Origin of the sequence: Staphylococcus intermedius NCTC 11048 (assembly GCF_002902385.1) — a bacterium.
Classification (GTDB): Bacteria; Bacillota; Bacilli; order Staphylococcales; family Staphylococcaceae; genus Staphylococcus; species Staphylococcus intermedius.
Genome location: NZ_PPQH01000040.1, coordinates 36,150 through 59,154 on the forward strand (window position 1 = coordinate 36,150; position 23,005 = coordinate 59,154).

A 23,005-nucleotide genomic window follows, 5' to 3' on the forward strand; every position below is an offset into this window, starting at 1 on the left:
ATGAAAGTGAAACAGCTTCCAATACGTCATGCATTGGAAGCTGTTTCACTTTTGAGATGAGCAACGCTAGATTTCTATAATATCAATGATTTGGCCATTATAAGCATCTGCAATAAATTCATAATTAAATGTTTTTCCATGTCGCTCAGCAGTGATGCCGCCTTTATAAACCTCATATTCAATACCAAATTTACGATATGTCGTTGGTTCATACAAAATATAAGAACCTGTGACATGTCTGAAATAGCCCTTCACAGATTGAATCACTTTGTCTGCAGATATGTATTTTTGTTTGTTCATATTCAGCACATAAAAATAACTTCCTGCTAAAAGGCTAAAGATCAATATAGGGATCAATAAAGGCCAGTTTTTTTTCGATATCATTTTCCACATCTCCTTATTGAAGACTTAACTATAGTTTACCACAACAAAGATGATATACTAAGTAAAGAGAATAAAATTTCAGAGGAGTGTGTGTCATGTCGAATCGTACGATAGAAAAAATTAAAACATTAACGGAAATGCATGGTGCTCCTAACTTTGAACACCATGTCCGTGAATATATGAAACAGATGATGACACCGTACGTAGATGAATTTGTATATGACCGTATGGGTGGTTTTTATGGCGTGAAAAGGTGTGGTAAGCCGAATGCGAAACGTGTGATGGTAGCGGCACATATGGATGAAATCGGCTTTATGGTTACTGAAGTGACGTCACAAGGATTCATTAAATTTACGGCTTTGGGTGGTGTCGCAAATGATATTTGGCAAGGTCAACGTTTGAAAATTATGACACAACAAGGTGAAGAAATTATTGGCGTCGTTGCGAATATCCCGAAACATTTTAGAAGTGGAAAGGAACAAGCACCCCGCATTGAAGATTTGCTTTTGGATATAGGAGAAAGTGATGCTGACGCTGTATTCAACCGAGGTATTCAAATTGGAGATGCGATTGTGCCTCATACTGAACTCTTACAATTATCAGCGTATCGTTATGCAGCAAAAGCTTGGGATAATCGTTATGGATGTGTCATTGCGTTAGAATTACTCGAACAATTAAAAGATGTGACATTAGACTTTGACTTATACGTCGGTGCGAATGTTCAAGAGGAGGTTGGCTTACGTGGTGCTGAAGCTGCAGCACGTCTTGTTGACCCAGATGTGGCATTTGTGGTCGATTGTTCACCAGCCAATGATATGAAAGGGCGCCAAGGATTATCTGGTGTACTCGGCGAAGGGGCTTTATTACGTATTAAAGATGGTACGATGTTGTTAAAACCTGCTTTCAAAACATTTTTACAAGATGTTGCGTTACGTCATGGCGTCCCTTATCAACACTACATTTCTCCGGGAGGTACAGATGGGGGTGCCATTCATAAAGCGAACATCGGTGTACCGACAGCAGTTATCGGTGTGTGCGCACGATATATTCATAGTACCGATGCAGTGTTTGACATTCGTGACTATGAAGCTGCAAAATTATGGTTAACAGCATCTGTTCAGGCGTTAAACCTTGAAACGATTGAAAAACTAAAATATCAATAGGAGTGACAAAGATGATTCAATTAGAAAGTGAACAACAATTTAAAGACTTAAAAAATGACAACACTGTGTTTTTGTTTAGTGCAAATTGGTGTGGCGATTGTCGTGTGATCGAACCAGGATTACCTGAATTAGAAGAGAAATATTCACAGTTCAAATTTGTAAAAGTGGATCGCGATGAATTTATTGATTTAGCAATTGAACATGATATTATGGGGATTCCAAGCTTCCTTGTGTTTCAAGATGGTAAACAAGTCGGGTCTTATATTGGCAAGGAAAGAAAAACGATTGAACAGATTGACACATTCCTGAGTCAATTTTAATAAGATTTTAACCCTTAGGACGTGGTTTTTTTCTAGTCCTAAGGGTATATTTATTGTAAACTAATATAAGGCGTGCAATTAGGAGTGAAAACATGAATGTCTTTAAAATGAGAGACTTAATCAAATCGCGATTGACACATTTAGACGTCGATTATCAATTTAATCGCGACGAAGAATCATTAAGAATTTATCGACAAGATAATCATAAAGGGATCACTGTTAAACTTTCGCCTGTTGTTGCAAAATACAATAAAGGACAAGAAACAATTGTTGATGAGATTATCTATTATGTAGAAGAAACAATTCAACAAATGAAGGATGAATCACATAAGGCATTAGATGAAATTCGTGTTATGCCTGTGATTCGTGCGACAAGTTTTGATCAACAGACAAAAGAGGGGAAAGCATTTATAACGGAGCCCCACACTGCTGAAACACGTGTGTACTATGCGCTCGACCTCGGAAAGTCTTATCGTCTGATTGATGAAGATTTAATGCAGTCTTTAAATCTAACGCAACAACAACTTAAAGAAATGGCGATGTTTAATGTTAGAAAATTAGATAATTCATTTACGACTGATGAAGTCAAAGGGAACATTTTTTATTTTATTAACAAAAATGATGGTTATGATGCAAGTCGGATCATGAATGCAAAATTGTTAGCTGAATTTGAAGAACGATGTGAAGGGGAAATGCTTGTTGCGGTCCCTCATCAAGATGTGTTGCTCATTGCAGATATTCGTAATAAAACAGGTTACGATATTATGGCACATATGACGATGGAGTTTTTCGCACAAGGTCTCGTACCGATTACTTCACTCTCTTTTGCCTATGAGAATGGTCATTTCGAACCGATATTTATTTTAGGTAAAAACAACAAGCAAAAACCGAATGAAAATCCGAATGTTGTCCATCATTTACGCGCAACAAAAGATATTAAGAATAACAATGAGGAGTAATGAAGATGAATTTGTTTTATAACCCAACTGGTGTAGGAAATGTGGCATTTTTACAACTTGAACAAGGTGAAGGGTCATTTGAATACGAGCGTCATGGTGATGTCGTGGCGATTAAAGAAAATGATAAAATTGTAGGTTTCAATTTATTTGAAGCGTCAAATCATTTGAATATTGATGGTGTAGGGCATATCAAATTAACAGAGCAGTTACTTTCAGATATTCAAAAAATGATCGACAACACAGATTTAGATTATCAAATTGAAGCAGATTTATCCCCAAAATTTGTTGTAGGTTACGTTCAATCTAAAGAAAAACATCCAAATGCAGATAAATTAAGTATTGTTCAAGTGGATGTAGGTTCTGAAACATTACAAATTGTATGTGGTGCACCGAACATTGATCAAGGTCAAAAGGTTGTTATCGCAAAAGTGGGCGCGGTCATGCCGAGCGGGATGATTATTAAAGATGCAGAATTAAGAGGTGTTCCTTCGAGTGGTATGGTATGTTCAATGAAAGAGTTGAATTTACCGAATGCACCACAAGAGAAAGGGATTATGGTACTAGATGATCATTATCAAGTAGGTCAACCATTTTTTGATGAATAGAGGAAGGTTGTGAAATTAAATGAGCTGGTTTGATCAATTATTTGGTGAGGATGATAAAGACCAATCGTCACAACGTTCTAAACGTAGAAGACAAAGTGAAGTATCTCGAGAACAGAAACACGCAGCTTTTGTTCAACAAAGCCAAGATGTTTATCAACGACCTCGTGGTAAATTTCGTTTTCCAATTGAGATGCATGATGAAGAGATTGAACGTCAGCATCCACAGGCCAATACGACGCATGACGACTATGTGACAAACCATAATGCATCATATGATCGTCATCCTTCCTTTACTACTGATCGTCAACATCGTAGACATCGAGGTGTGCAGCAAGCGCGTTACTATGAACAACAGCAAAACCAAGATTCAAATCCAACATATCGACATGATATTCAAAACGACGCTACATTCAATCCGCATTCGTTACAGCGTTCTAAAAAGTTAAAACGCAAAAGTGATGATTTTGTGGTTAAGCCGAATTATCATCATAAACCTTTCCAAGCAAGTGAAGTACCGTCTGCTATTTTTGGTACGAAGCAACCGAAAAAAATTGAAAACAGTGGATTGAATCAACCACCTGGCGCACGTAAAGCAGTGCCTAAGACAGAACAAACTGAACAGACATCACAAAAGTCAACATCACAAGCGCAGTCATCATCGGCAACACCAAACAAAGCAACAGCACAGAATGGAAAGTCAAAACCATCTTCACGTCGTCGTAACACCATTCAAATCGAAAACATTTATGCCTCTCAAATTGTAGAGGAGATACGTCGAGAACGTGAAAAGAAAATGTTGCAGAAGAAAAATTTCAAAGAGGCGCTTAAAAAGAAGCGGGAATCTTATGTACAACATGCGAATCCTGATATACAAAAAGCGATTGAAGAAATGTATTCTGCACAAGCACGTCAATTGTTAGGTGATCAATATGCTGAATCGGCTGATGAAGAAAGCGCTGATGATATAAACAATGACGTGTCAGTTGAGGCAACATCGACGAATCAAGATAATGATGTCGCTTCATTTGGATCCGACTTTAAATATGAAGAGGTCGATTTATCGGAAGTTGCATCAGAGCCAGAGAACGGCGCTGAAGCTGAAAGTGATACAGTAACCGGTGAAACACGCAATGAACATGAATTAGATATTGAGGAAGTATCGATTGACAATGTGTCATCGTTATCTGAACCAGATGAAGCACAACAGCATCATGTTACCGATGAACAAGATGAAACTGCTTCTAATCAAACGTCAGAGGACAAGTCTAAAACTGAAACACCGGCTATTGAATTTGAAGTTGTTGAAGTTGAAGAAGATCCGACAGTGGATGAGAACGATCCTGATGACATGGAGAGTGAACAGGTTGAAAATACGGCGCAACGTGATGCAATGACTGAGGTTGTCCAGGAAAGTGACATGGATGACCAACGTGACCAACAAGCTGTCGCAATACCGAAGCTTGAGCCTGAATTGAAGCCAGAAATTGTGTCATCTGAGAAAACGCTTGAAAATTCGGATGAAAATGGCGATGAATCACAGAGCCATGCATTTAAATCAGAAGTAGCGTCAGTGGAACCAGAGCTGTCACAACAGACTGAACAAGAGAAACCAGTCAAAGTGCCAATTCGAAAAGGAAGTAAACCATTCAACGTTGTCATGACACCGTCAGATAAAAAGAGGTTGATGTCACGTCAACAACAGGCAAACAATGAGAAATCTAAAGCGCAATCAGAAGAAGCACTTTCGAAAACTGCTCATGAGCCACCTGTACGCCCAGTACAACCCGTTGAACAACCGTCAGTGCAACAGTCAACTGAACATGTACATAGAGAATCACAATTGGAAGCGGGTCAGGAGCAAGCCCCACAACAAGAAGTCAAAACCATTCGTCGTGGACCGAATTTGAAGTTGCCAAGTCTTGATTTACTTGAAGCACCTGAAGAACATGAACAAGATGAAAATTGGATTGCCGAGAAAAAAGAAGAACTTAACAACGCATTCTACTACTTCAATGTACCTGCAGAAGTCGTGAATGTTGTAGAGGGACCAAGTGTGACGCGTTTTGAATTGTCGGTAGAGCGGGGCGTCAAAGTATCACGGATTACAGCATTACAAGATGATATCAAAATGGCGCTTGCAGCAAAAGATATTCGTATAGAAGCACCTATCCCAGGTACAAGTTTAGTCGGTATCGAAGTGCCTAATCCACATACGACGAAAGTCAATATCAGTTCTATTTTGGGTCATCCATCGTTCAAAAATGCTGAATCCAAGCTGACTGTAGCGATGGGGAATCGTATCAATAACGAACCATTGCTGATGGATATTGCGAAAACACCGCATGCTTTAATTGCAGGTGCGACAGGCTCTGGGAAATCTGTGTCGATTAACAGTATTTTAATTTCATTATTGTATCGTAATCATCCAGAAGAATTGCGATTATTACTCATTGACCCTAAAATGGTGGAGCTTGCGCCTTATAACGGCTTGCCACATTTAGTAGCACCTGTCATTACAGATGTGAAAGCAGCTACACAAAGTTTGAAGTGGGCTGTCGACGAAATGGAGCGTCGTTTTAAATTGTTTGCACATCATCATGTACGTAACATTTCTGCATTCAATAAAAAAGTAAGCTATGATCAACGTATTCCTAAAATAGTCATCGTGATTGATGAATTGGCTGATTTAATGATGATGGCACCACAAGATGTGGAACAATCGATTGCGCGATTGGCTCAAAAAGCACGTGCTTGTGGAATCCATATGCTTGTGGCGACACAACGTCCTTCAGTGAACGTCATTACCGGATTAATAAAAGCAAATATTCCAACTCGCATTGCATTTATGGTATCATCTAGTGTGGACTCTAGAACAATACTAGATAGTGGCGGGGCTGAACGTTTACTTGGCTATGGCGATATGCTGTATTTAGGAAGCGGTATGAACAAACCAATCAGGGTTCAAGGGACTTTCGTTTCTGATGAGGAAATCGATCAAGTTGTTGAATTTATACGTGCACAACGTGAGCCTGAATACTTATTCCAAGAAAAAGAGTTGTTAGAAAAAAATGACGCACCTAGTAGAGATGATCTCTTTGACGAAGTGTGCCAATTTATGGTGCGAGAACAACACATTTCAACGTCATTAATTCAACGTCATTTCCAAATTGGTTATAACCGTGCAGCACGCATTATTGATCAACTGGAACAACTAGGTTATATCTCAGGCGCAAATGGTTCTAAACCACGTGATGTTTATTTGACAGAGTCGGAATTAAGTGAGCTTTAACGGAAATAGAGAAAGGAGCGATGACACAATGACACGGTACCATTTTGTTGGTATTAAAGGTGCTGGTATGAGCTCGTTAGCACAGATAATTTATGATCTTGGCTATGAAGTTCAAGGATCAGACATCGAGCAGTACGTTTTTACTGAAATTGCATTAAAAAATAAAGGCATTCAAATTTTACCTTTTGATGCGGATAATATTAAAGAAGGGTTAACGATCATTCAAGGTAATGCCTTCAAAGATACACATGAAGAAATCGCTCGTGCACATGAACTTGGTTTAAAAGTGATTCGCTATCATGACTTTTTAAGTGAAGTAATTAATGAATATGTTTCTGTGGCAGTCACAGGCGCTCACGGGAAAACTTCAACAACAGGGCTACTTTCTCATGTCATGAATGGAGATAAAAAGACATCCTTTTTAATTGGTGATGGCACAGGTATGGGCTTGCCACAAAGTGAATATTTTGCATTTGAAGCATGTGAATATCGTCGTCACTTTTTAAGCTATTCACCGGATTATGCGATTATTACAAATATTGACTTTGATCATCCCGATTATTTTAAAGATGTTGATGATGTCATCAATGCATTCCAAGGCATGGCGAAAAATGTGAAAAAAGCCATTATTGCATGGGGAGACGACCCTTACGTTAAAAATATCGAAGTAGATATTCCGGTATATTACTATGGTTTTGATACTTCAATGGATGTGTATGCACAAAATATTGAAGTCACAGGTCGTGGAACAGAATTTGATGTGTATGTCAAAGGCGAATTTTATGGTCATTTTGTGTCACCTCAATACGGTGATCACAATATTTTGAATGCATTAGCCGTATTAACGATTAGTTATCTTGAAAACTTAAATATTGATAACATTAAAGAAGCATTAATCACTTTTGGTGGTGTGAAACGTCGCTTTAATGAAACATTTGCTCAAAATCAAGTATTAGTTGACGATTATGCACACCATCCGAGGGAAATTAGTGCTACAATTGAGACAGCTAGAAAAAAATATCCAAATAAAGAAGTAGTGGCTATATTCCAACCACATACTTTTTCAAGAACGAAGGCATTTTTACAAGAGTTTGCAGATGTATTAAATCTTGCGGATCAAACGTATCTTTGTGATATCTTTGGTTCCATTCGTGAAAATCAAGGCGAATTATCTATTAACGATTTATTAAATTTAGTCGATGGCGCGTACTTGATTGATGAAAATAGTGTAGATCAACTGCAAAAGCACGACAATGCTGTACTTTTATTCATGGGAGCTGGAGATATTCAAAAAATTCTTAAAGCCTACATGGAAAAAATCGGCGTTGAACAGCTGTTTTAATGTTTGAGTTCAAATAGGTTGGGTATTTAATTAAAATAAATAGCATATCATTTTAAAGTCAATTAGGAGGCGTTTAGGAATGGAATGGATTTTACCTATCGCGGGAATTATTGCAGCAATTGCTTTTCTTATTTTAGCAATCGGTATCGTTGCTGTATTGGTTTCTGTTAAAAAGAACTTGGATCATGTGGCTAAAACACTTGATGGTGTAGAAGGACAGATTCAAGGGATTACGCGTGAGTCAACTGACCTACTACACAAAGCGAATCGTTTAACTGAGGACGTTCAAGACAAAGCGAACCGTTTAAACTCTGTTGTAGATGCGGTTAAAGGTATTGGTGATTCAGTACAAACATTAAATGGTTCAGTTGATCGTGTCACACATTCAATCACGCATAACATTTCTCAAAATGAGGACAAAATTTCACAAGTTGTTCAATGGTCAAACGTTGCAATGGAAATCGCTGACAAATGGCAAAATAGAAAAAGCCGTCGCAACAGTGCAGCTTACAAAACGAACAACGTAGCAGATGATGCAAATCGTAATGCAAATCATAAAGGTCAACCTTTATCTAATGAAGAATTAGTGAACAACCAATATGAAAACAAAAACATTAACGATTTTGCAACAAATCCTAGCGATGTCAACACAAAATACACAACATTGAATGACACAGATTCAAAATAAGTGTTGTCATGTTAAATAAGCTTTAAACAGAATGCACTTAAATGAGTTTTTATACTTGATTTAAGTGCATTTATTATAGGAGGCGCAAATTAAAGATGGAAAAATATAACCGTGATTTGTATACAAAAGGTCTAGAAAGTTATGAAGTTCCCCAGTATGAACCAGGATATAAACCATTAGATTTTGTATTTGGTTTTATCGCTGGGGCCGTTTTAGGTAGTGCATTAGGACTCATTTTAAAGCAAGGTTCAGCAAAACAACATAAAGGTTCACAACAAACTGGCAATGCTGAAACTTCGACTGCTTTAAAGGAAGAAGCCATTCGTAAAGCTGAAGCATTAAAAGCACAAGCGCGCCGTGTGAGAGAAGAATCTAAAACAGCAAAGGATGAACCGACAACTGATGAATTATCTGCGCAACAACGCGCGATTCGAAGTGAAGTGGATTCCGATCGTTTAGAAGGTCAAACACCACGTGAACAATCATCTGAACAGCCTTCAGTTGCGACATCAACGAAAGATGCGGTAACACCAACAGGTTTGGCTCAAGCTGCAAAACAAAGCCAATCTCAAAAGCAACAAGAAACAGAAGCATCTACGCAATCGACAGCGCAACAGCGTGCAATTCAAAGTGAAGTTGATTCAGACCGATTGCAAGATACCTCTGTACGTGTGAAAGATACAAATGTCAAAGTCAATGATAAGGGCGAATCTGAAGCACAGTCAATGGAAGACAACTCTGTGAAAGCACAACAACGCGCGATTCGAAGTGAAGTCGATTCCGATCGTTTACAAGATAAAAGTCCAAGTACCCATGCACAAGTGGACGACCAAGGAAAAACTGTGGGTGCTGGAGCTGCGAAATCAACGACAACAGTTCCGAAAAATTCACATAGCGAAGCGACATTTGAAAATGGTGTCATTACGCATGATCGTCAAGGTGTGACAGCAGAACCATCGACGTCTACAAAAGCAACAAGCACGACCCAAGCAGCTAACAAAGCTCAAACGACTGCGCCTGCTCAAAAGGCTAAAGAGACGTCAAATGCGAAAAAAGCGACAGCATCAAAGCAAGGAAACAGCAGCAAAAAAGTAACAGAAAAAGCTAAAAAAACGAATCAAAAAGTAGAGAAACATACATTTAAAGATGAATCGTAAAGTGTAAAATTTCTGCTTTAGCTTATGGTGTAACAGTTGAGCTTGTGAGCGATAGTTGAACTCACAAGCTCAAATTTTTACAATAATAAGTTATCTAAATTTTCAAAAATTAAAGCATAAAAAATAAACAACAAAGTTGCTGTTCATTGACAGATACCAATGGATACTTTACATTTTATAACATACTAGAAAAATATTTTAACCAAAATAAGCACAAAAGGTTGAAATTGCTACATAATATTGTTAGTATACTCAATATCTACTTTTAAATTTTACTGCTTTAAAGCAAGTTAGAAAAATGGTTGGGGTGAAAATGATGACAAGTAAATTAGAAACGTACAGAAAACAGATTGAAGAAATTAACGATCAAATTTTGGACTTATTATCAAAAAGAGGTGAGTTAGCACAAAAAATCGGTGAGGAAAAACGTAAACAAAGCACTGTAATTTATGATCCTCAACGTGAAAAAGAAATGCTCAACACACTAATTGATAAAAACCAAGGCCCATTTAATGATAATGTGATTAAACAACTGTTCAAAGAAATTTTTAAAGCCTCAACAGATTTACAAAAATCAGATAATGAAAAACATTTATATGTCTCTCGTAAATTAAAACCAGAAGATACGATTGTGCACTTTGATAACGGTGGCATTATTGGTGAAGGGCAAAAATCATTCGTCTTTGGTCCATGTTCAGTTGAATCTTATGATCAAATCGATGCTGTGGCTAAGGACTTGAAAGCAAAGGGCGAAAAATTCATCCGTGGTGGTGCATTTAAACCACGTACTTCTCCATACGACTTCCAAGGTCTAGGCGAAGAAGGATTAAAAATACTTAAACAAATGAAAGATAAATATGACTTAAATGTAGTAAGTGAAATTGTTCATCCAAATGATTTTGAACTTGCTGATCAGTACTTAGATGTTTTCCAAATTGGGGCGCGTAACATGCAAAACTTCGAATTATTAAAAGAAGCTGGCCGAACACGTAAACCGATTTTATTAAAACGTGGATTATCTGCAACAATTGAAGAATTTGTTTACGCTGCGGAATACATTGCATCAGAAGGAAATCAAAATATTATTTTATGTGAACGTGGTATTCGAACTTATGAAAAAGCGACACGTAACACATTGGATATTTCAGCAGTACCGATCTTAAAACAAGGGACACATTTACCAGTTATGGTCGATGTGACGCACAGTACTGGACGTAAAGACATTATGCTACCAGCAGCGAAGGCGGCGCTAGCAGTTGGTGCTGACGGTGTGATGGCTGAAGTACATCCTGAACCAGCAGTTGCATTAAGTGATAGCGGTCAGCAAATGGATTTAAATGAGTTCAATGAATTCTACAATGTGATAAAACCATTAGCTGATATGTACAATGATAAGAAATTGAAATAATTTAATGATCTTAAAAAGGACAAAACCTTATCTCGCGTGTAAGGTCTTGTCCTTTTTTATGTTTCATTCATATATATAGAAATGCCTGATGCAATTAAGGATGTTATTAAATTTGAGATTTTCAACTTCAGAATAGGAGTCATATCTTTTCAAATCATATGTCATTCCGTTTACATACAACAAATGCACAAATTTTGATATGGAGTCAAATACACATGTCATTTGTATTTGCGCTGTCCCAGATTTAAAGTTATATCTGCTATTAAAACACATTTGCTAAAAATGACGCTTGATTTAAATTTGACAAATCGATGACAAGAAAACGTTTTAGATGTCATATGAGTGGAATTTATGATACACTTTGAAAATGACATGAAAACTTATTATAATAATAAATAAAGCGTTTTCTAGGAGGAAAGATTATGACTGTAACCATATATGATGTGGCGAGAGAAGCAAGAGTGTCTATGGCAACGGTATCACGTGTCGTGAATGGTAATCAAAATGTGAAGCCCGAAACAAGAGACAAAGTAAATGAAGTAATTAAACGTTTGAATTATCGTCCCAATGCAGTAGCAAGAGGATTAGCAAGCAAAAAAACGACGACAGTAGGTGTGATTATTCCGGATATTTCTAACATCTACTATTCGCAATTGGCACGTGGATTGGAAGATATTGCGACGATGTATAAATATCACACGATTATTTCGAACTCAGATGATGATCCTGAGAAAGAAAAAGAAATCTTTAACAATTTATTAAGTAAACAAGTTGATGGCATCATTTTCCTCGGTGGTACGTTGACTGATGAGATTAAAGAACAAATTAACCGAGCGTCCATTCCTGTTGTGGTATCAGGAACAAATGGTAAAGATGATGGTATCGCATCCGTTAACATTGATTTTGTACAAGCAAGTAAGGAAGTGACAGCGCAGTTAATCAAATCAGGCTCTAAAAAGTTTGCTTTCGTTGGTGGTGGCTACTCTAAAAAAGCACAAGAAGATATTTACGAAGGTCTTAAAGAAGTTTTAGAGCAACACCAACTTGCCGTTGATGAACATTTATTATATGTCGGTAATGAAACGTATAAAGATGGATTACGCGCATATGAAAAACTAAGTCATTATCAACCAGATGCAGTATTATCTATTAGTGACGAACAAGCGATTGGCATTGTTCACGGTGCGTTAGATCACGGATTAGAAGTACCGAAAGACATTCAAGTTGTCAGCTTTAACAACACACGTTTAGTTGAAATGGTACGACCACAACTATCAAGTGTGATTCAACCTTTATATGATATCGGTGCGGTAGGTATGCGTCTCTTAACGAAATATATGAATAATGAAGATATTGAAAATCCGAATGTAATCTTACCACATAAAATTCAATATCGTGGGACGACACGTTAAAAATTGCATTAAAAAAGGACGAATGAAGCGTAGTTATACGTGGACTCGTCCTTTTTGATATGTCAGTATATTGTTGTGTGAGAGTTAAAACCAACTTAAAATATTTTCAGCGACTTGGTTATTCTGTTGTGTAATTTCTGCGCGTCGAGGTATGGGTTCGTAATCTTGAAATTGTTCTTCCCAATATTCTGGAATCGGGACAGGACTATAATGACGCCATTTGTTCAACCAGTCTTCAGGCAAGCGCCCATGCAGTCGAGGTTGGTCGATTAAACTGAGATAAATATGACTCCATGCTCTTGGTACGACGCGCCATATATTGTAACCTCCGCCACCTAACATGATTTGCTTACCATCACAATATTTTTCAGCGATTTCGGTAATGATATAAGGAATTTCATAAAGTGTATTTAAATCACAACTCATATGTGTTAAAGGGTCTAAATAATGAATATCCGAACCATTCACACTGACAATAAAATCAGGTTGAAAGGATTCAGCAACTTGATGCAATGTCTTTTTAAAAACATCTAAAAAAGAGTCGTGTTCTGTATATGGTTCGAGTGGGACATTGATTGAATAGCCAAAGCCTTGGTCTGTCCCTCGCTCTGTGTAATGGCCGGAACCTGGAAATAAAAATTTACCTGTTTCATGTATAGAATAGTTCATCACTTGATCCGAAGTATAAAACGTCCATTGCACCCCATCCCCATGATGTGCATCAGTATCGATATACATTACTCGTTGATGATATTTTTCATTAAGGTATTTGATGTAAATGGCCGCATCATTGTACACACAAAAACCACTTGCACGACCTTCATGTGCATGGTGTAATCCGCCTCCTAAATGACAGCCATTACGAAATCTTCCTTCCATAATTGCATCGACTAAATTTAAACCCCCACCGATTATCGTTGCAGTGCTTCGATGTATACGCGAAAAGACATGTGTATCTTCATCGTCTAAGCCATATTTTTGTTGTTCATCAGGGGCGAGTAAGTTTTTTTCACCGCGCATCACCGCCTGAATGTAATCATATTTATGCACCATCGCAATCTCATCAATAGTCGCTTGTCTTGGTTTAATAATTTGGGATTTAGATAAAAACCCTGTCGATAGTAAAAGTTCTGTTGTCAGTTTCACCCGCATTTGATTGAATGGATGTTTATTATGGAAGCGATAGCGTAGTAAGGCATCGGAATAAACATACCCCGTTTCTCGTTGTGACTGATTTGTCATATCACATCCCCCCTTTAGAAAAAGAAACGATTCATAAACCTAATATCATCAAAAGCTTCCATTTGGTCTACTGTAATGTTTTTGCCAATGCGTGCCATTAAACAATTGGCAGGATGACTTGTGATTTCTGGGTCGTCAGTGGCAAAAACTTCTAACCCCCCATTTGACATCATCCGCTGCATTAATTTTTTATATTCAAAAACGTCGAGTTTTGAGTTTTTCAAATCCCAATGCCAATAGTATTCGGTCGTTATGATGATGTAGTCTTCCAATTCAGGACTGCGCGTGCTCACTTTTAACAGCATGCGACCTAATCCTAATCCTCGATAGTCTAAACTAATTTCTATCGCACCAAGTTCTAATAAATAGGGGAGTTGACCTTCAGACCATCTTTCCATTGGATCCGGATATAAATACGTCACGTAACCAATAATATGATTTTCCTTGCGAATGATGTAAATGCGCCCCTCGTCTAACGTACTGATATCTTGAATCGCTTCAAATTGCTCAATAGGAATTCGAAATGCATCGAGACCTTCATCAAAAGTAAAAGTTTGTAATTGTGTTTTAGAAACAGGGCCTTCAATGATAAACGTTTGTCCTTCGACAGTATAGCTTTCATGTTCATAGGTTTTAATATGTTTCATGGGCACATCTCCTTTCTTACATATTGCACTATTTTTATTATATGACAACGTACACTTAATTTCACCTTAAATTCTGAATAAGTACAATTTTTTGAAAACAATACGCGCATAGGGTATAATGATGTTAGTTTTGAAAGCGATTACACAATACAAGGGGGTACTTGTGATGAAAGTCGAAGTTTACAAAGGGGAGCAAGGCAACTTCAATTTAACTGATTATCAAGCAACATATGACCAGTTTGATTGGAAAGAAGTAGAGAAAGTATTTTCTTGGTACGAAACTGGAAAAATCAACATGGCATACGAATGTATCGATCGTCATGTACATGAAGGTAAAGCAGATAAAATTGCTTTAAATTATAAAGATAATCGACGAAAAGAAAGTTATACATTTAAAGATTTACAAGAAAAATCAAATCAAGCTGCAAACGTATTGAAAGACAAAGCCAATGTTCAAAAAGGGGATCGTGTTTTCATTTTCATGCCACGTACACCAGAACTTTACTTTGCATTTTTTGGCATCTTAAAATTAGGCGGTATTGTAGGACCTTTATTTGAAGCATTTATGGAAAAGGCAGTGAAAGACCGTTTGGAAAATAGTGATGCGAAAGTCATTATTACGACGAATAGTTTATTATCGCGTATTCCACAAGATCAACTTCCGAATTTAGAAACGATTGTTGTTGTTGATGATGAGGTCGATGCAAAGTATGTGGACTTTAATCAAGAAATGACATCAGCATCAACATCTTTTGACATCGAATGGTTAGACCGTGAAGACGGATTAATATTACATTATACATCTGGTTCAACTGGTCAACCAAAAGGTGTGTTACATGTACAAGAAGCGATGTTACTGCATTACATTTCGGGTCAATATGTCCTCGATTTTCAAGAAGATGATGTGTATTGGTGTACGGCAGATCCAGGTTGGGTAACTGGTACATCTTACGGTATTTTCTCACCATGGCTTCACGGCGTAACAAACTGTATTGCGGGTGGACGTTTTTCACCGGAGAATTGGTATTCTATGATAGAAGATTTCAAAGTGACAATTTGGTATACCGCACCGACTGCATTACGTATGCTCATGAGTGCAGGTGATGACTTAGTTGAAAAATATGACTTGTCTACAGTGAGAAGTATTTTATCAGTAGGTGAACCACTGAATCCAGAAGTCATTAAGTGGGCGAAAAAAGTTTACGGCAAACGTGTATTGGATACGTGGTGGATGACTGAGACAGGTGGCCATATGATCGTCAACTACCTTGCAGAAGATATTAAACTCGGTTCAATGGGTAAACCACTACCTGGTATTGAAGCTGGGATTATTGATAATGAAGGGAACGTCTTACCACCGAATCGTATGGGTAACTTAGCGATTAAAAAAGGTTGGCCGTCTATGATGCGTCAAGTTTGGAAAAATCCTGAAAAATATCAATCTTATTTTATTGGTGACTGGTACGTGTCAGGTGACTCAGCTTACCAAGATGAAGATGGATACTTCTGGTTCCAAGGTCGTGTTGATGATGTGATTATGACGGCTGGTGAACGTGTCGGTCCATTCGAAGTGGAATCTAAATTAGTAGAACATGAAGCAGTAGCAGAAGCGGGTGTCATTGGTAAACCTGATCCAGTGCGTGGTGAAATTATTAAAGCATTCGTTGCATTGCGTCAAGGTTATGAGCCTTCTGATGAATTGAAAGAAGATATTCGTAAGTTTGTTAAAGAAGGGTTAGCTGCCCATGCAGCACCGAGAGAAATTGAATTTAAAGATAAGTTACCGAAAACGCGTTCAGGTAAAATCATGCGCCGTGTGTTAAAAGCATGGGAACTCGATTTACCGACAGGCGATTTAAGCACTATGGAAGATTAAGAGAAAAATGAAAAGGTTTGGGCAACGTCATGTCCAAGCCTTTTTTTGAGTGCGCCCGGCATGGGTAACATCTTGACGGTGAAAGTCCGTTACAGGTTTGGTAGTAGGAACTGTTAGCGAAAGACAAGGGTGTCCATTGCGAAGTGGAATCTGAAGGAAGTCGGACGCAAACACTCGCACTGACGAACAGAAATATCATACTAAGGCTATGTAGAATGGATGAATCTGCTCAACAAGATGAAGTCCGATACTACCCGAGTTCTATATAGTAAATGATGCGGTGACATGAGTGGAAAGGGGTTACACCTTACCCGGGGAGGTCTCATCAGCGGTATGTTTCTACCGTAGTAACAACGAATGATGAGAAGTCAGCAGAAGTCATAGTAGGGAAAATGTACCGAAGGACTGAACAATATTCAATACAAAGTAAAGATTGGAGGTTATAGATTTACGACGTACAGAATACGGTGTTAGCCGGCAACTTATGGAAGGATAAGTAGTGGAACGAAAAGAATACATAAGTGTGTACAGTAAATCTTAGGTGAAATGAAAGAAATGTATCGTAAGTCTCCATCATTGATGGAGCTTGTTGTAAGACCCGACAACATAGAAAAAGCTATCAAGAAGGTTAAGAAAAACAAAGGTGCTCCTGGAATTGACGGCATGAAAGTCAGTGAACTCCATGCTCACTTTGCGCAGTACTTTTCGCAGATAACGAAAAAACTGCTTGATGGTACATACCAACCTCAAGCAGTTCGAAAAGTTCAAATCCCCAAATCAAATGGGAAAATGCGTGTACTTGGTATTCCTGTCGCTAGAGATAGAGTAATACAACAAGCCATTAGACAAGTGATTGAACCAGGCATCGACCGAACATTTTCAAATCATAGCCATGGTTTCAGACCTCATCGTAGCACAGGAACAGCACTTAAGCAATGTGCTGCCTACTACGAAGAAGGCTATAAAATAGCCGTGGATTGTGATTTGAAACAGTGCTTTGACATGTTGAATCATGATAAGCTGATGTATTTGTTCGAACGCCATGTTCAAGATAAGTCAATTTCCATATTTATCCGTAGAAGTCTACAAGTAGGTGCTATTGACCTATCTGGCGAAGTCGCAGAAAGAAAGATAGGTGCACCACAAGGGGGCGTTATCTCTCCCTTACTATGTAATATCTATCTACATGAACTGGATAAAGAACTCGAAAAGCGTGGACATCGTTTTGTACGATATGCCGATGACTTTGTCATCTTTGTACGCACAAAACGTGCAGGTGAACGCGTCATGTCGAGTGTAACGAAATTCATTGAAAAGCAACTGAAGTTGGTTGTCAACGAAGATAAAAGTAGAGTAGGAGCTGTTACACGTTTAAAGTTCTTGAGTTGTCTAATAACCAAGGTAAATGGGGTTTGTCGTTTCAGACCGACTACGGAAGCAAAAAGAAATTTAATACGCACCTTAAGGAAAATAACGAAACGAAATAGACCCGGTACTTTTAAAGAAATTATCACTGAAATTAACCGAGTGACTCGAGGTTGGATAAATTACTTTGGTAGAGGTTTTATCAGAGGATTTATTGAAACCACACAATCTTGGTTAAACCGCCGACTTAGACAACTCATTCTTAAACGGTGGAAAAGAGTTAGAACTAAATATAAAATGTTGCGTCAATATGGTCTTGACCATAGAAGTGCAATGAAAATCGCACAGTCTCGCAAGAAATACTGGCGGTTATCAAACACGCACGAGGTTCATCGTGCACTTACAACAAAACAACTCTACAAGTGGGGGCTGATACCATTAGCCCAGCTTGCAGAGCTGGCTTACGCAAGATATTGAACCGCCGAGTACGGAACCGTACGCTCGGTGGTGTGAGAGGACGAATAGTCAATTAATGACTATTCTCCTACTCGATTGGACTGATATTTTTGAATGATGTTGAAGCTGTCGAAAAATGAGAGTGAAGGAGACATAAAAATTGAATGCTATTGTTTGTCATTATTTCAGAAAAGAGGCTTGTTTTTGTTCGACAATCACTCCATTGTTCGTTATGATTAGTATTGAAACAGCTTAATATATTTTACTTGTATGCGTTTACATAACGTCATCATTTCTCAAATTGATTAAGGGGTTGAATCTTGTGAGTCATTTATCAGATTTAGAAATTGCAAATCAATCAACATTAAAACCAATTAAGGAAATTGCTGAAAAAGCAGGTATTTCCGAAGATGCACTCGAGCAATATGGGCACTACAAAGCGAAAATTGATATTTCCAAAATTCAAACTAAAAATGAAAAAGGGAAAGTCGTCTTAGTGACAGCTATGAGTCCAACACCAGCTGGAGAAGGAAAATCGACAGTGACAGTTGGGTTGGCAGATGCATTCCAACAGATCAATCAAAATGTCATGGTCGCATTGCGTGAGCCTGCACTCGGGCCAACATTCGGTATTAAAGGTGGCGCAACAGGTGGCGGATACGCGCAAGTGCTCCCAATGGAAGACATTAATTTGCATTTTAATGGTGATTTCCACGCGATCACAACAGCCAATAATGCACTGTCTGCATTTATTGATAATCATATTCATCAAGGTAACGAACTCGGTATTGATCAACGTCGTATTGAGTGGAAACGTGTGTTAGACATGAACGACCGTGCTTTACGTCAAGTGATTGTCGGCCTAGGTGGTCCAACACAAGGTGTACCAAGAGAAGATGGTTTCAATATTACAGTTGCATCAGAAATTATGGCAATTCTTTGTTTGAGTACAGGTATCAAAGACCTTAAAGAAAGTATTTCGAAAATTACGATAGGTTATACACGCGACCGTCAACCTGTTACTGTGAAAGACTTAGGTGTAGAAGGCGCATTAGCGATGATTTTAAAAGATGCCATTAAGCCGAACCTTGTTCAAACAATTGAAGGCACACCTGCGCTTATTCACGGTGGACCTTTTGCGAACATTGCACACGGTTGTAACTCGATTATCGCCACAGAAACAGCACGTGATTTGGCAGATATCGTCGTGACAGAAGCGGGCTTTGGTTCTGATCTAGGTGCTGAAAAATTCTTAAACATTAAATCTCGAAAAGCAGACTTTGAACCGGATGCAGTCGTGATTGTTGCAACGATTCGTGCGCTTAAAATGCATGGTGGCGTAGCGAAAGACAATTTAAAAGAAGAAAATGTTGAAGCACTTAAATCAGGAATTGCAAACTTAGAACGTCACGTCCAAAATATTCGCAAATTCGGTTTAGAACCTGTTGTCGCATTGAATGCATTTATTCATGATACAGAAGCAGAATTTGAATTTGTAGAGCAATGGGCGAAAGACAATCATGTCCGTTTATCATTAACAGAAGTTTGGGAAAAAGGCGGTAAAGGCGGTACAGACTTAGCAGAAAAAGTACTTGAAGTCATCCGTGAACCTAAACAATTTAAACGTTTGTATGAATTAGAAATGCCACTTGAAGAGAAAATCGAAAAAATCGTCAAAGAAATTTATGGCGGTTCAAAAGTGACATTTACATCAAAAGCACAAAAACAATTGGCACAGTTTAAAGCAAATGGTTGGGATCATTATCCAGTATGTATGGCCAAAACACAATATTCATTCTCGGATGATCAAACACAACTCGGTGCACCATCTAATTTCGAAATTACGATTCGTGAACTCGAAGCTAAAACAGGTGCGGGCTTTATCGTTGCGTTAACAGGTGCCATTATGACAATGCCAGGTTTACCGAAAAAACCGGCTGCATTAAAAATGGACGTAACAGAAGACGGCCATGCGATTGGTTTATTCTAATTCAGTTTCATTTATGTTTCATGAACAGTATAAAGAAAAGGGCTTGGAAAACTAAATTCCAAGCCCTTTTTCACGTGCCGTCTTAATCTCGGAACGCGAATCTATTATCGTAATCGTAAAATACGGTGGTTTTAGTGGTCCAGCAAGAGTCATACATCGAGATTAATTGTACAAATGTTCATAAATATCATAGTTGAGTGCTTTGGTATACGCATCTTTTGATATCTTCTTTTCTACTAACATTCGTTTTAATACGTAATGTTGACGGTGAATCGAATATGAAACATCATCTTCATCTTTAAGTGTGCCATCATGATTGAATGGTGTATATGCATAAGGACTTTGTAATAATCCGACGAGGTAAGCGGCTTCAGCTAAGTTTAATGTTTTCGGTGGTTTTCCGAACAATCCATATGAAGCTGAAGTAATACCCGTCACGTTTTGTCCATTAGTATCCAGCCCGAACGGCACAAGATTTAAATACGTGTAAATAATTTCGTCCTTTGATAAAATGTGTTCAATTCGTAATGCATACATAATTTCTTTCGCTTTACGGTCATAAGTGCGTTCTTTCGTCAGGATTTGATTTTTGACAAGTTGCTGCGTAATCGTACTACCACCTGTCGGAAATTGGGTATCAAAAATATCTTGGAACATCGCTCTTAAAATGGCTTTAGGTAATACGCCATTGTGAACGTAAAAATCAGCATCTTCGGAAGCGACTAATGCTTTTGTCACATAGGGTGAAACTTCAGCAGGACCTGCGATTAAACTCGGTTCTTGTTCATTATAAAGTGCAATAAAGTCGGTGTTTTCAGGTTGTTCAACGTTCAGTTCTGGCAGGCGAGTGACTTGTTGGATTAAATCATGATCATTGAGTGAATTTGAATCTGAGACAATACTCGCAAAGTAGCCGAGTAATAATCCGCATATAAAAATAAACCCAATGAGCAAAAAAAGAACAAACGAAATGATGAATTGCTTAATTTTACGCATGTAAAAGTCAAAACGCTTGAACGACATATGAGTAGTGCATTCACGTTGTTCATTCTTCTCCATTGGTCACAAACCTCCATTAATTTTTACCAACAGTATAGCATATTTACAAAATTGCGTCGTGATACATTGTGATTTTAGGATTGACTTTAAAATCATATATCTTTATAATGAATAGCAATCACATTAAGGTTTGAAATCGAGGACAAGTAGTAAATTGAGTGATTTTAAGAGAGTCAGTGGTCGCTGTGAACTGATAATGGCTTGTTTATGAATACACCTCAACAAATGATTTCAACGTCTGCAATGAACGTATCATTGTGAGAGACCCAAGTATGGTGGTACCGTGCAAATTGCGCCCTTACGTCGATGTAAGCGGTGTTTTTTTATTTTTAAGGAGGTTATTTTATGGTAAATGCATTGTTAGAAGAATTAAGTTGGAGAGGACTCGTTTATCAACAAACGGATGAAGCGGGTATCGAAGAACTTTTAAATAAAGAAGAAGTAAAAATTTACTGTGGTGCGGACCCAACAGCTGATAGTTTACATATCGGGCATTTATTACCTTATTTAACATTACGTCGCTTTCAAGAAGCTGGTCACCGTCCGATTGTGTTGGTAGGTGGCGGTACAGGTATGATTGGTGATCCATCCGGTAAGTCTGAAGAGCGTGTTTTGCAAACAGAAGCGCAAATTGATAAAAATGTACGTGGCATTCAAAAACAAATGGAGCAATTATTTGATTTTAATGTCGAAAACGGACCGATTTTGGTGAACAACTATGATTGGTTAAGTCAAATTTCTTTAATCGAATTTTTACGCGATTACGGCAAACACGTCGGCGTGAATTACATGCTCGGTAAAGATTCAATTCAAACACGTCTTGAAACTGGAATTTCATACACTGAATTTACTTACACAATTTTACAAGCAATTGATTTTGGTCATTTGAATCGTGTACATGACTGTAAAATTCAAATTGGTGGGTCTGATCAGTGGGGTAATATTACAAGTGGTATCGAATTGATGCGTCGTATGTACGGCGTGACGGATGCTTATGGCTTCACAATTCCACTAGTGACAAAAGCGGATGGTAAAAAATTCGGAAAATCGGAATCAGGCACAGTTTGGTTAGATGCCGAAAAAACAAGCCCTTATGAATTTTACCAATTTTGGATTAATACAAGTGATGATGACGTGATTAAGTTCTTAAAATATTTTACGTTCTTATCTAAAGCAGACATTGAAGCGCTGGAAACATCTGTTAAAGAAGAACCACACTTAAGAAAAGCGCAAACAACACTTGCAGAACATGTCACGCGTTTTATTCATGGTGAGGATGCATTAGCAGAAGCACAACGCATCTCACAAGCATTGTTCAAAGGTGATTTGAAATCATTATCCGCTGATGAAATTAAAGCAGGTTTCAAAGATGTACCACAAGTGACATTATCAAAAGAGACGACAAATCTAGTAGAAGCATTAGTGGAAACAAAAATTTCTTCTTCAAAACGCCAAGCACGTGAAGATGTGACAAACGGTGCCATTTATATTAATGGGGAACGTCAACAAGATTTAGATTATACATTATCAAATGAAGACCGTTATGATGATACATTTACGATTATTCGTCGTGGCAAGAAAAAATATTTCATGGTGAATTACAAATAATGATTAAAAAAGAGATTAGGCCGTTCATGCCTAAT

18 protein-coding genes are annotated in these 23,005 nt (G+C 37.9%); 14 read left to right on the forward strand and 4 right to left on the reverse strand.

The genetic code is table 11. The features are described from left to right. Positions 1 to 66: 66 nt before the first annotated feature. Positions 67 to 300 carry a hypothetical protein gene (locus CD138_RS08915; protein WP_241522226.1) on the reverse strand — a complete coding sequence of 78 codons (234 nt, stop codon included), beginning with the start codon at positions 298 to 300 and terminating at the stop codon, positions 67 to 69. Positions 301 to 479: 179 nt separating this feature from the next. On the opposite strand from CD138_RS08915, the gene CD138_RS08920 reads away from it, so the two are divergent. The 10 genes from CD138_RS08920 (at position 480) to ccpA (ending at position 12,727) form a co-directional block, all read left to right on the forward strand. After that, positions 480 to 1,547, forward strand: a complete 1,068-nt coding sequence (locus CD138_RS08920; RefSeq protein ID WP_019168410.1) for a M42 family metallopeptidase — start codon at positions 480 to 482, stop codon at positions 1,545 to 1,547. Between the two features lie 11 nt (positions 1,548 to 1,558). Then, on the forward strand, positions 1,559 to 1,867 hold the full coding sequence (locus tag CD138_RS08925; RefSeq protein WP_019168411.1) for a thioredoxin family protein: 309 nt from the start codon (positions 1,559 to 1,561) through the stop codon (positions 1,865 to 1,867). A gap of 92 nt (positions 1,868 to 1,959) precedes the next feature. Continuing rightward, positions 1,960 to 2,826 (forward strand): DUF1444 domain-containing protein, encoded by an 867-nt coding sequence (locus CD138_RS08930; RefSeq protein ID WP_019168412.1) that lies wholly within the window; start codon positions 1,960 to 1,962, stop codon positions 2,824 to 2,826. Positions 2,827 to 2,831: 5 nt separating this feature from the next. Further along, on the forward strand, positions 2,832 to 3,431 hold the full coding sequence (gene ytpR, locus CD138_RS08935) for a YtpR family tRNA-binding protein (RefSeq protein ID WP_019168413.1): 600 nt from the start codon (positions 2,832 to 2,834) through the stop codon (positions 3,429 to 3,431). Positions 3,432 to 3,450: 19 nt separating this feature from the next. Then, positions 3,451 to 6,720, forward strand: coding sequence for a DNA translocase FtsK (locus tag CD138_RS08940; protein ID WP_019168414.1), 3,270 nt, complete (start codon positions 3,451 to 3,453; stop codon positions 6,718 to 6,720). Between the two features lie 28 nt (positions 6,721 to 6,748). After that, entirely contained in the window at positions 6,749 to 8,062 is a 1,314-nt protein-coding gene (gene murC / locus CD138_RS08945; protein WP_019168415.1) for a UDP-N-acetylmuramate--L-alanine ligase, read from the forward strand. A 79-nt stretch (positions 8,063 to 8,141) separates the two neighbouring features. Beyond that, a complete protein-coding gene (locus tag CD138_RS08950) occupies positions 8,142 to 8,750 on the forward strand; it encodes a DUF948 domain-containing protein (RefSeq protein WP_019168416.1) in 609 nt (202 codons plus the stop codon). A 95-nt stretch (positions 8,751 to 8,845) separates the two neighbouring features. Further along, the gene (locus CD138_RS08955) at positions 8,846 to 9,907 is read left to right on the forward strand and encodes a hypothetical protein (RefSeq protein WP_096560124.1); all 1,062 of its coding nucleotides are present in this window, start codon (positions 8,846 to 8,848) and stop codon (positions 9,905 to 9,907) included. Positions 9,908 to 10,223: 316 nt separating this feature from the next. After that, positions 10,224 to 11,315 (forward strand): bifunctional 3-deoxy-7-phosphoheptulonate synthase/chorismate mutase, encoded by a 1,092-nt coding sequence (locus tag CD138_RS08960; RefSeq protein ID WP_026066884.1) that lies wholly within the window; start codon positions 10,224 to 10,226, stop codon positions 11,313 to 11,315. Positions 11,316 to 11,737: 422 nt separating this feature from the next. Continuing rightward, entirely contained in the window at positions 11,738 to 12,727 is a 990-nt protein-coding gene (ccpA, locus tag CD138_RS08965; RefSeq protein ID WP_019168988.1) for a catabolite control protein A, read from the forward strand. Between the two features lie 84 nt (positions 12,728 to 12,811). Here ccpA and CD138_RS08970 read toward each other — a convergent pair whose 3' ends face one another. Next, positions 12,812 to 13,969 (reverse strand): acetoin utilization protein AcuC, encoded by a 1,158-nt coding sequence (locus CD138_RS08970; RefSeq protein WP_019168989.1) that lies wholly within the window; start codon positions 13,967 to 13,969, stop codon positions 12,812 to 12,814. A gap of 14 nt (positions 13,970 to 13,983) precedes the next feature. Then, positions 13,984 to 14,616 carry a GNAT family N-acetyltransferase gene (locus CD138_RS08975; RefSeq protein WP_019168990.1) on the reverse strand — a complete coding sequence of 211 codons (633 nt, stop codon included), beginning with the start codon at positions 14,614 to 14,616 and terminating at the stop codon, positions 13,984 to 13,986. A gap of 166 nt (positions 14,617 to 14,782) precedes the next feature. Here CD138_RS08975 and acsA point away from each other — a divergent pair, with 166 nt between their 5' ends. From acsA to CD138_RS08990, 3 genes are all read left to right on the forward strand, one after another. Further along, positions 14,783 to 16,492, forward strand: coding sequence for an acetate--CoA ligase (gene acsA / locus CD138_RS08980; RefSeq protein WP_019168991.1), 1,710 nt, complete (start codon positions 14,783 to 14,785; stop codon positions 16,490 to 16,492). Positions 16,493 to 17,047: 555 nt separating this feature from the next. Beyond that, positions 17,048 to 18,334: a group II intron reverse transcriptase/maturase gene (gene ltrA, locus CD138_RS08985; protein WP_096601439.1), complete on the forward strand. Its 1,287-nt coding sequence runs from the start codon at positions 17,048 to 17,050 to the stop codon at positions 18,332 to 18,334. A 301-nt stretch (positions 18,335 to 18,635) separates the two neighbouring features. Next, complete coding sequence (locus CD138_RS08990; protein WP_019168060.1) at positions 18,636 to 20,303, forward strand: formate--tetrahydrofolate ligase; 1,668 nt, start codon at positions 18,636 to 18,638, stop codon at positions 20,301 to 20,303. A 162-nt stretch (positions 20,304 to 20,465) separates the two neighbouring features. Here CD138_RS08990 and CD138_RS08995 read toward each other — a convergent pair whose 3' ends face one another. Further along, entirely contained in the window at positions 20,466 to 21,362 is an 897-nt protein-coding gene (locus tag CD138_RS08995; protein ID WP_019168059.1) for a biosynthetic peptidoglycan transglycosylase, read from the reverse strand. A gap of 345 nt (positions 21,363 to 21,707) precedes the next feature. On the opposite strand from CD138_RS08995, the gene tyrS reads away from it, so the two are divergent. Beyond that, positions 21,708 to 22,970: a tyrosine--tRNA ligase gene (gene tyrS / locus CD138_RS09000; protein WP_019168058.1), complete on the forward strand. Its 1,263-nt coding sequence runs from the start codon at positions 21,708 to 21,710 to the stop codon at positions 22,968 to 22,970. Positions 22,971 to 23,005: the final 35 nt, after the last annotated feature.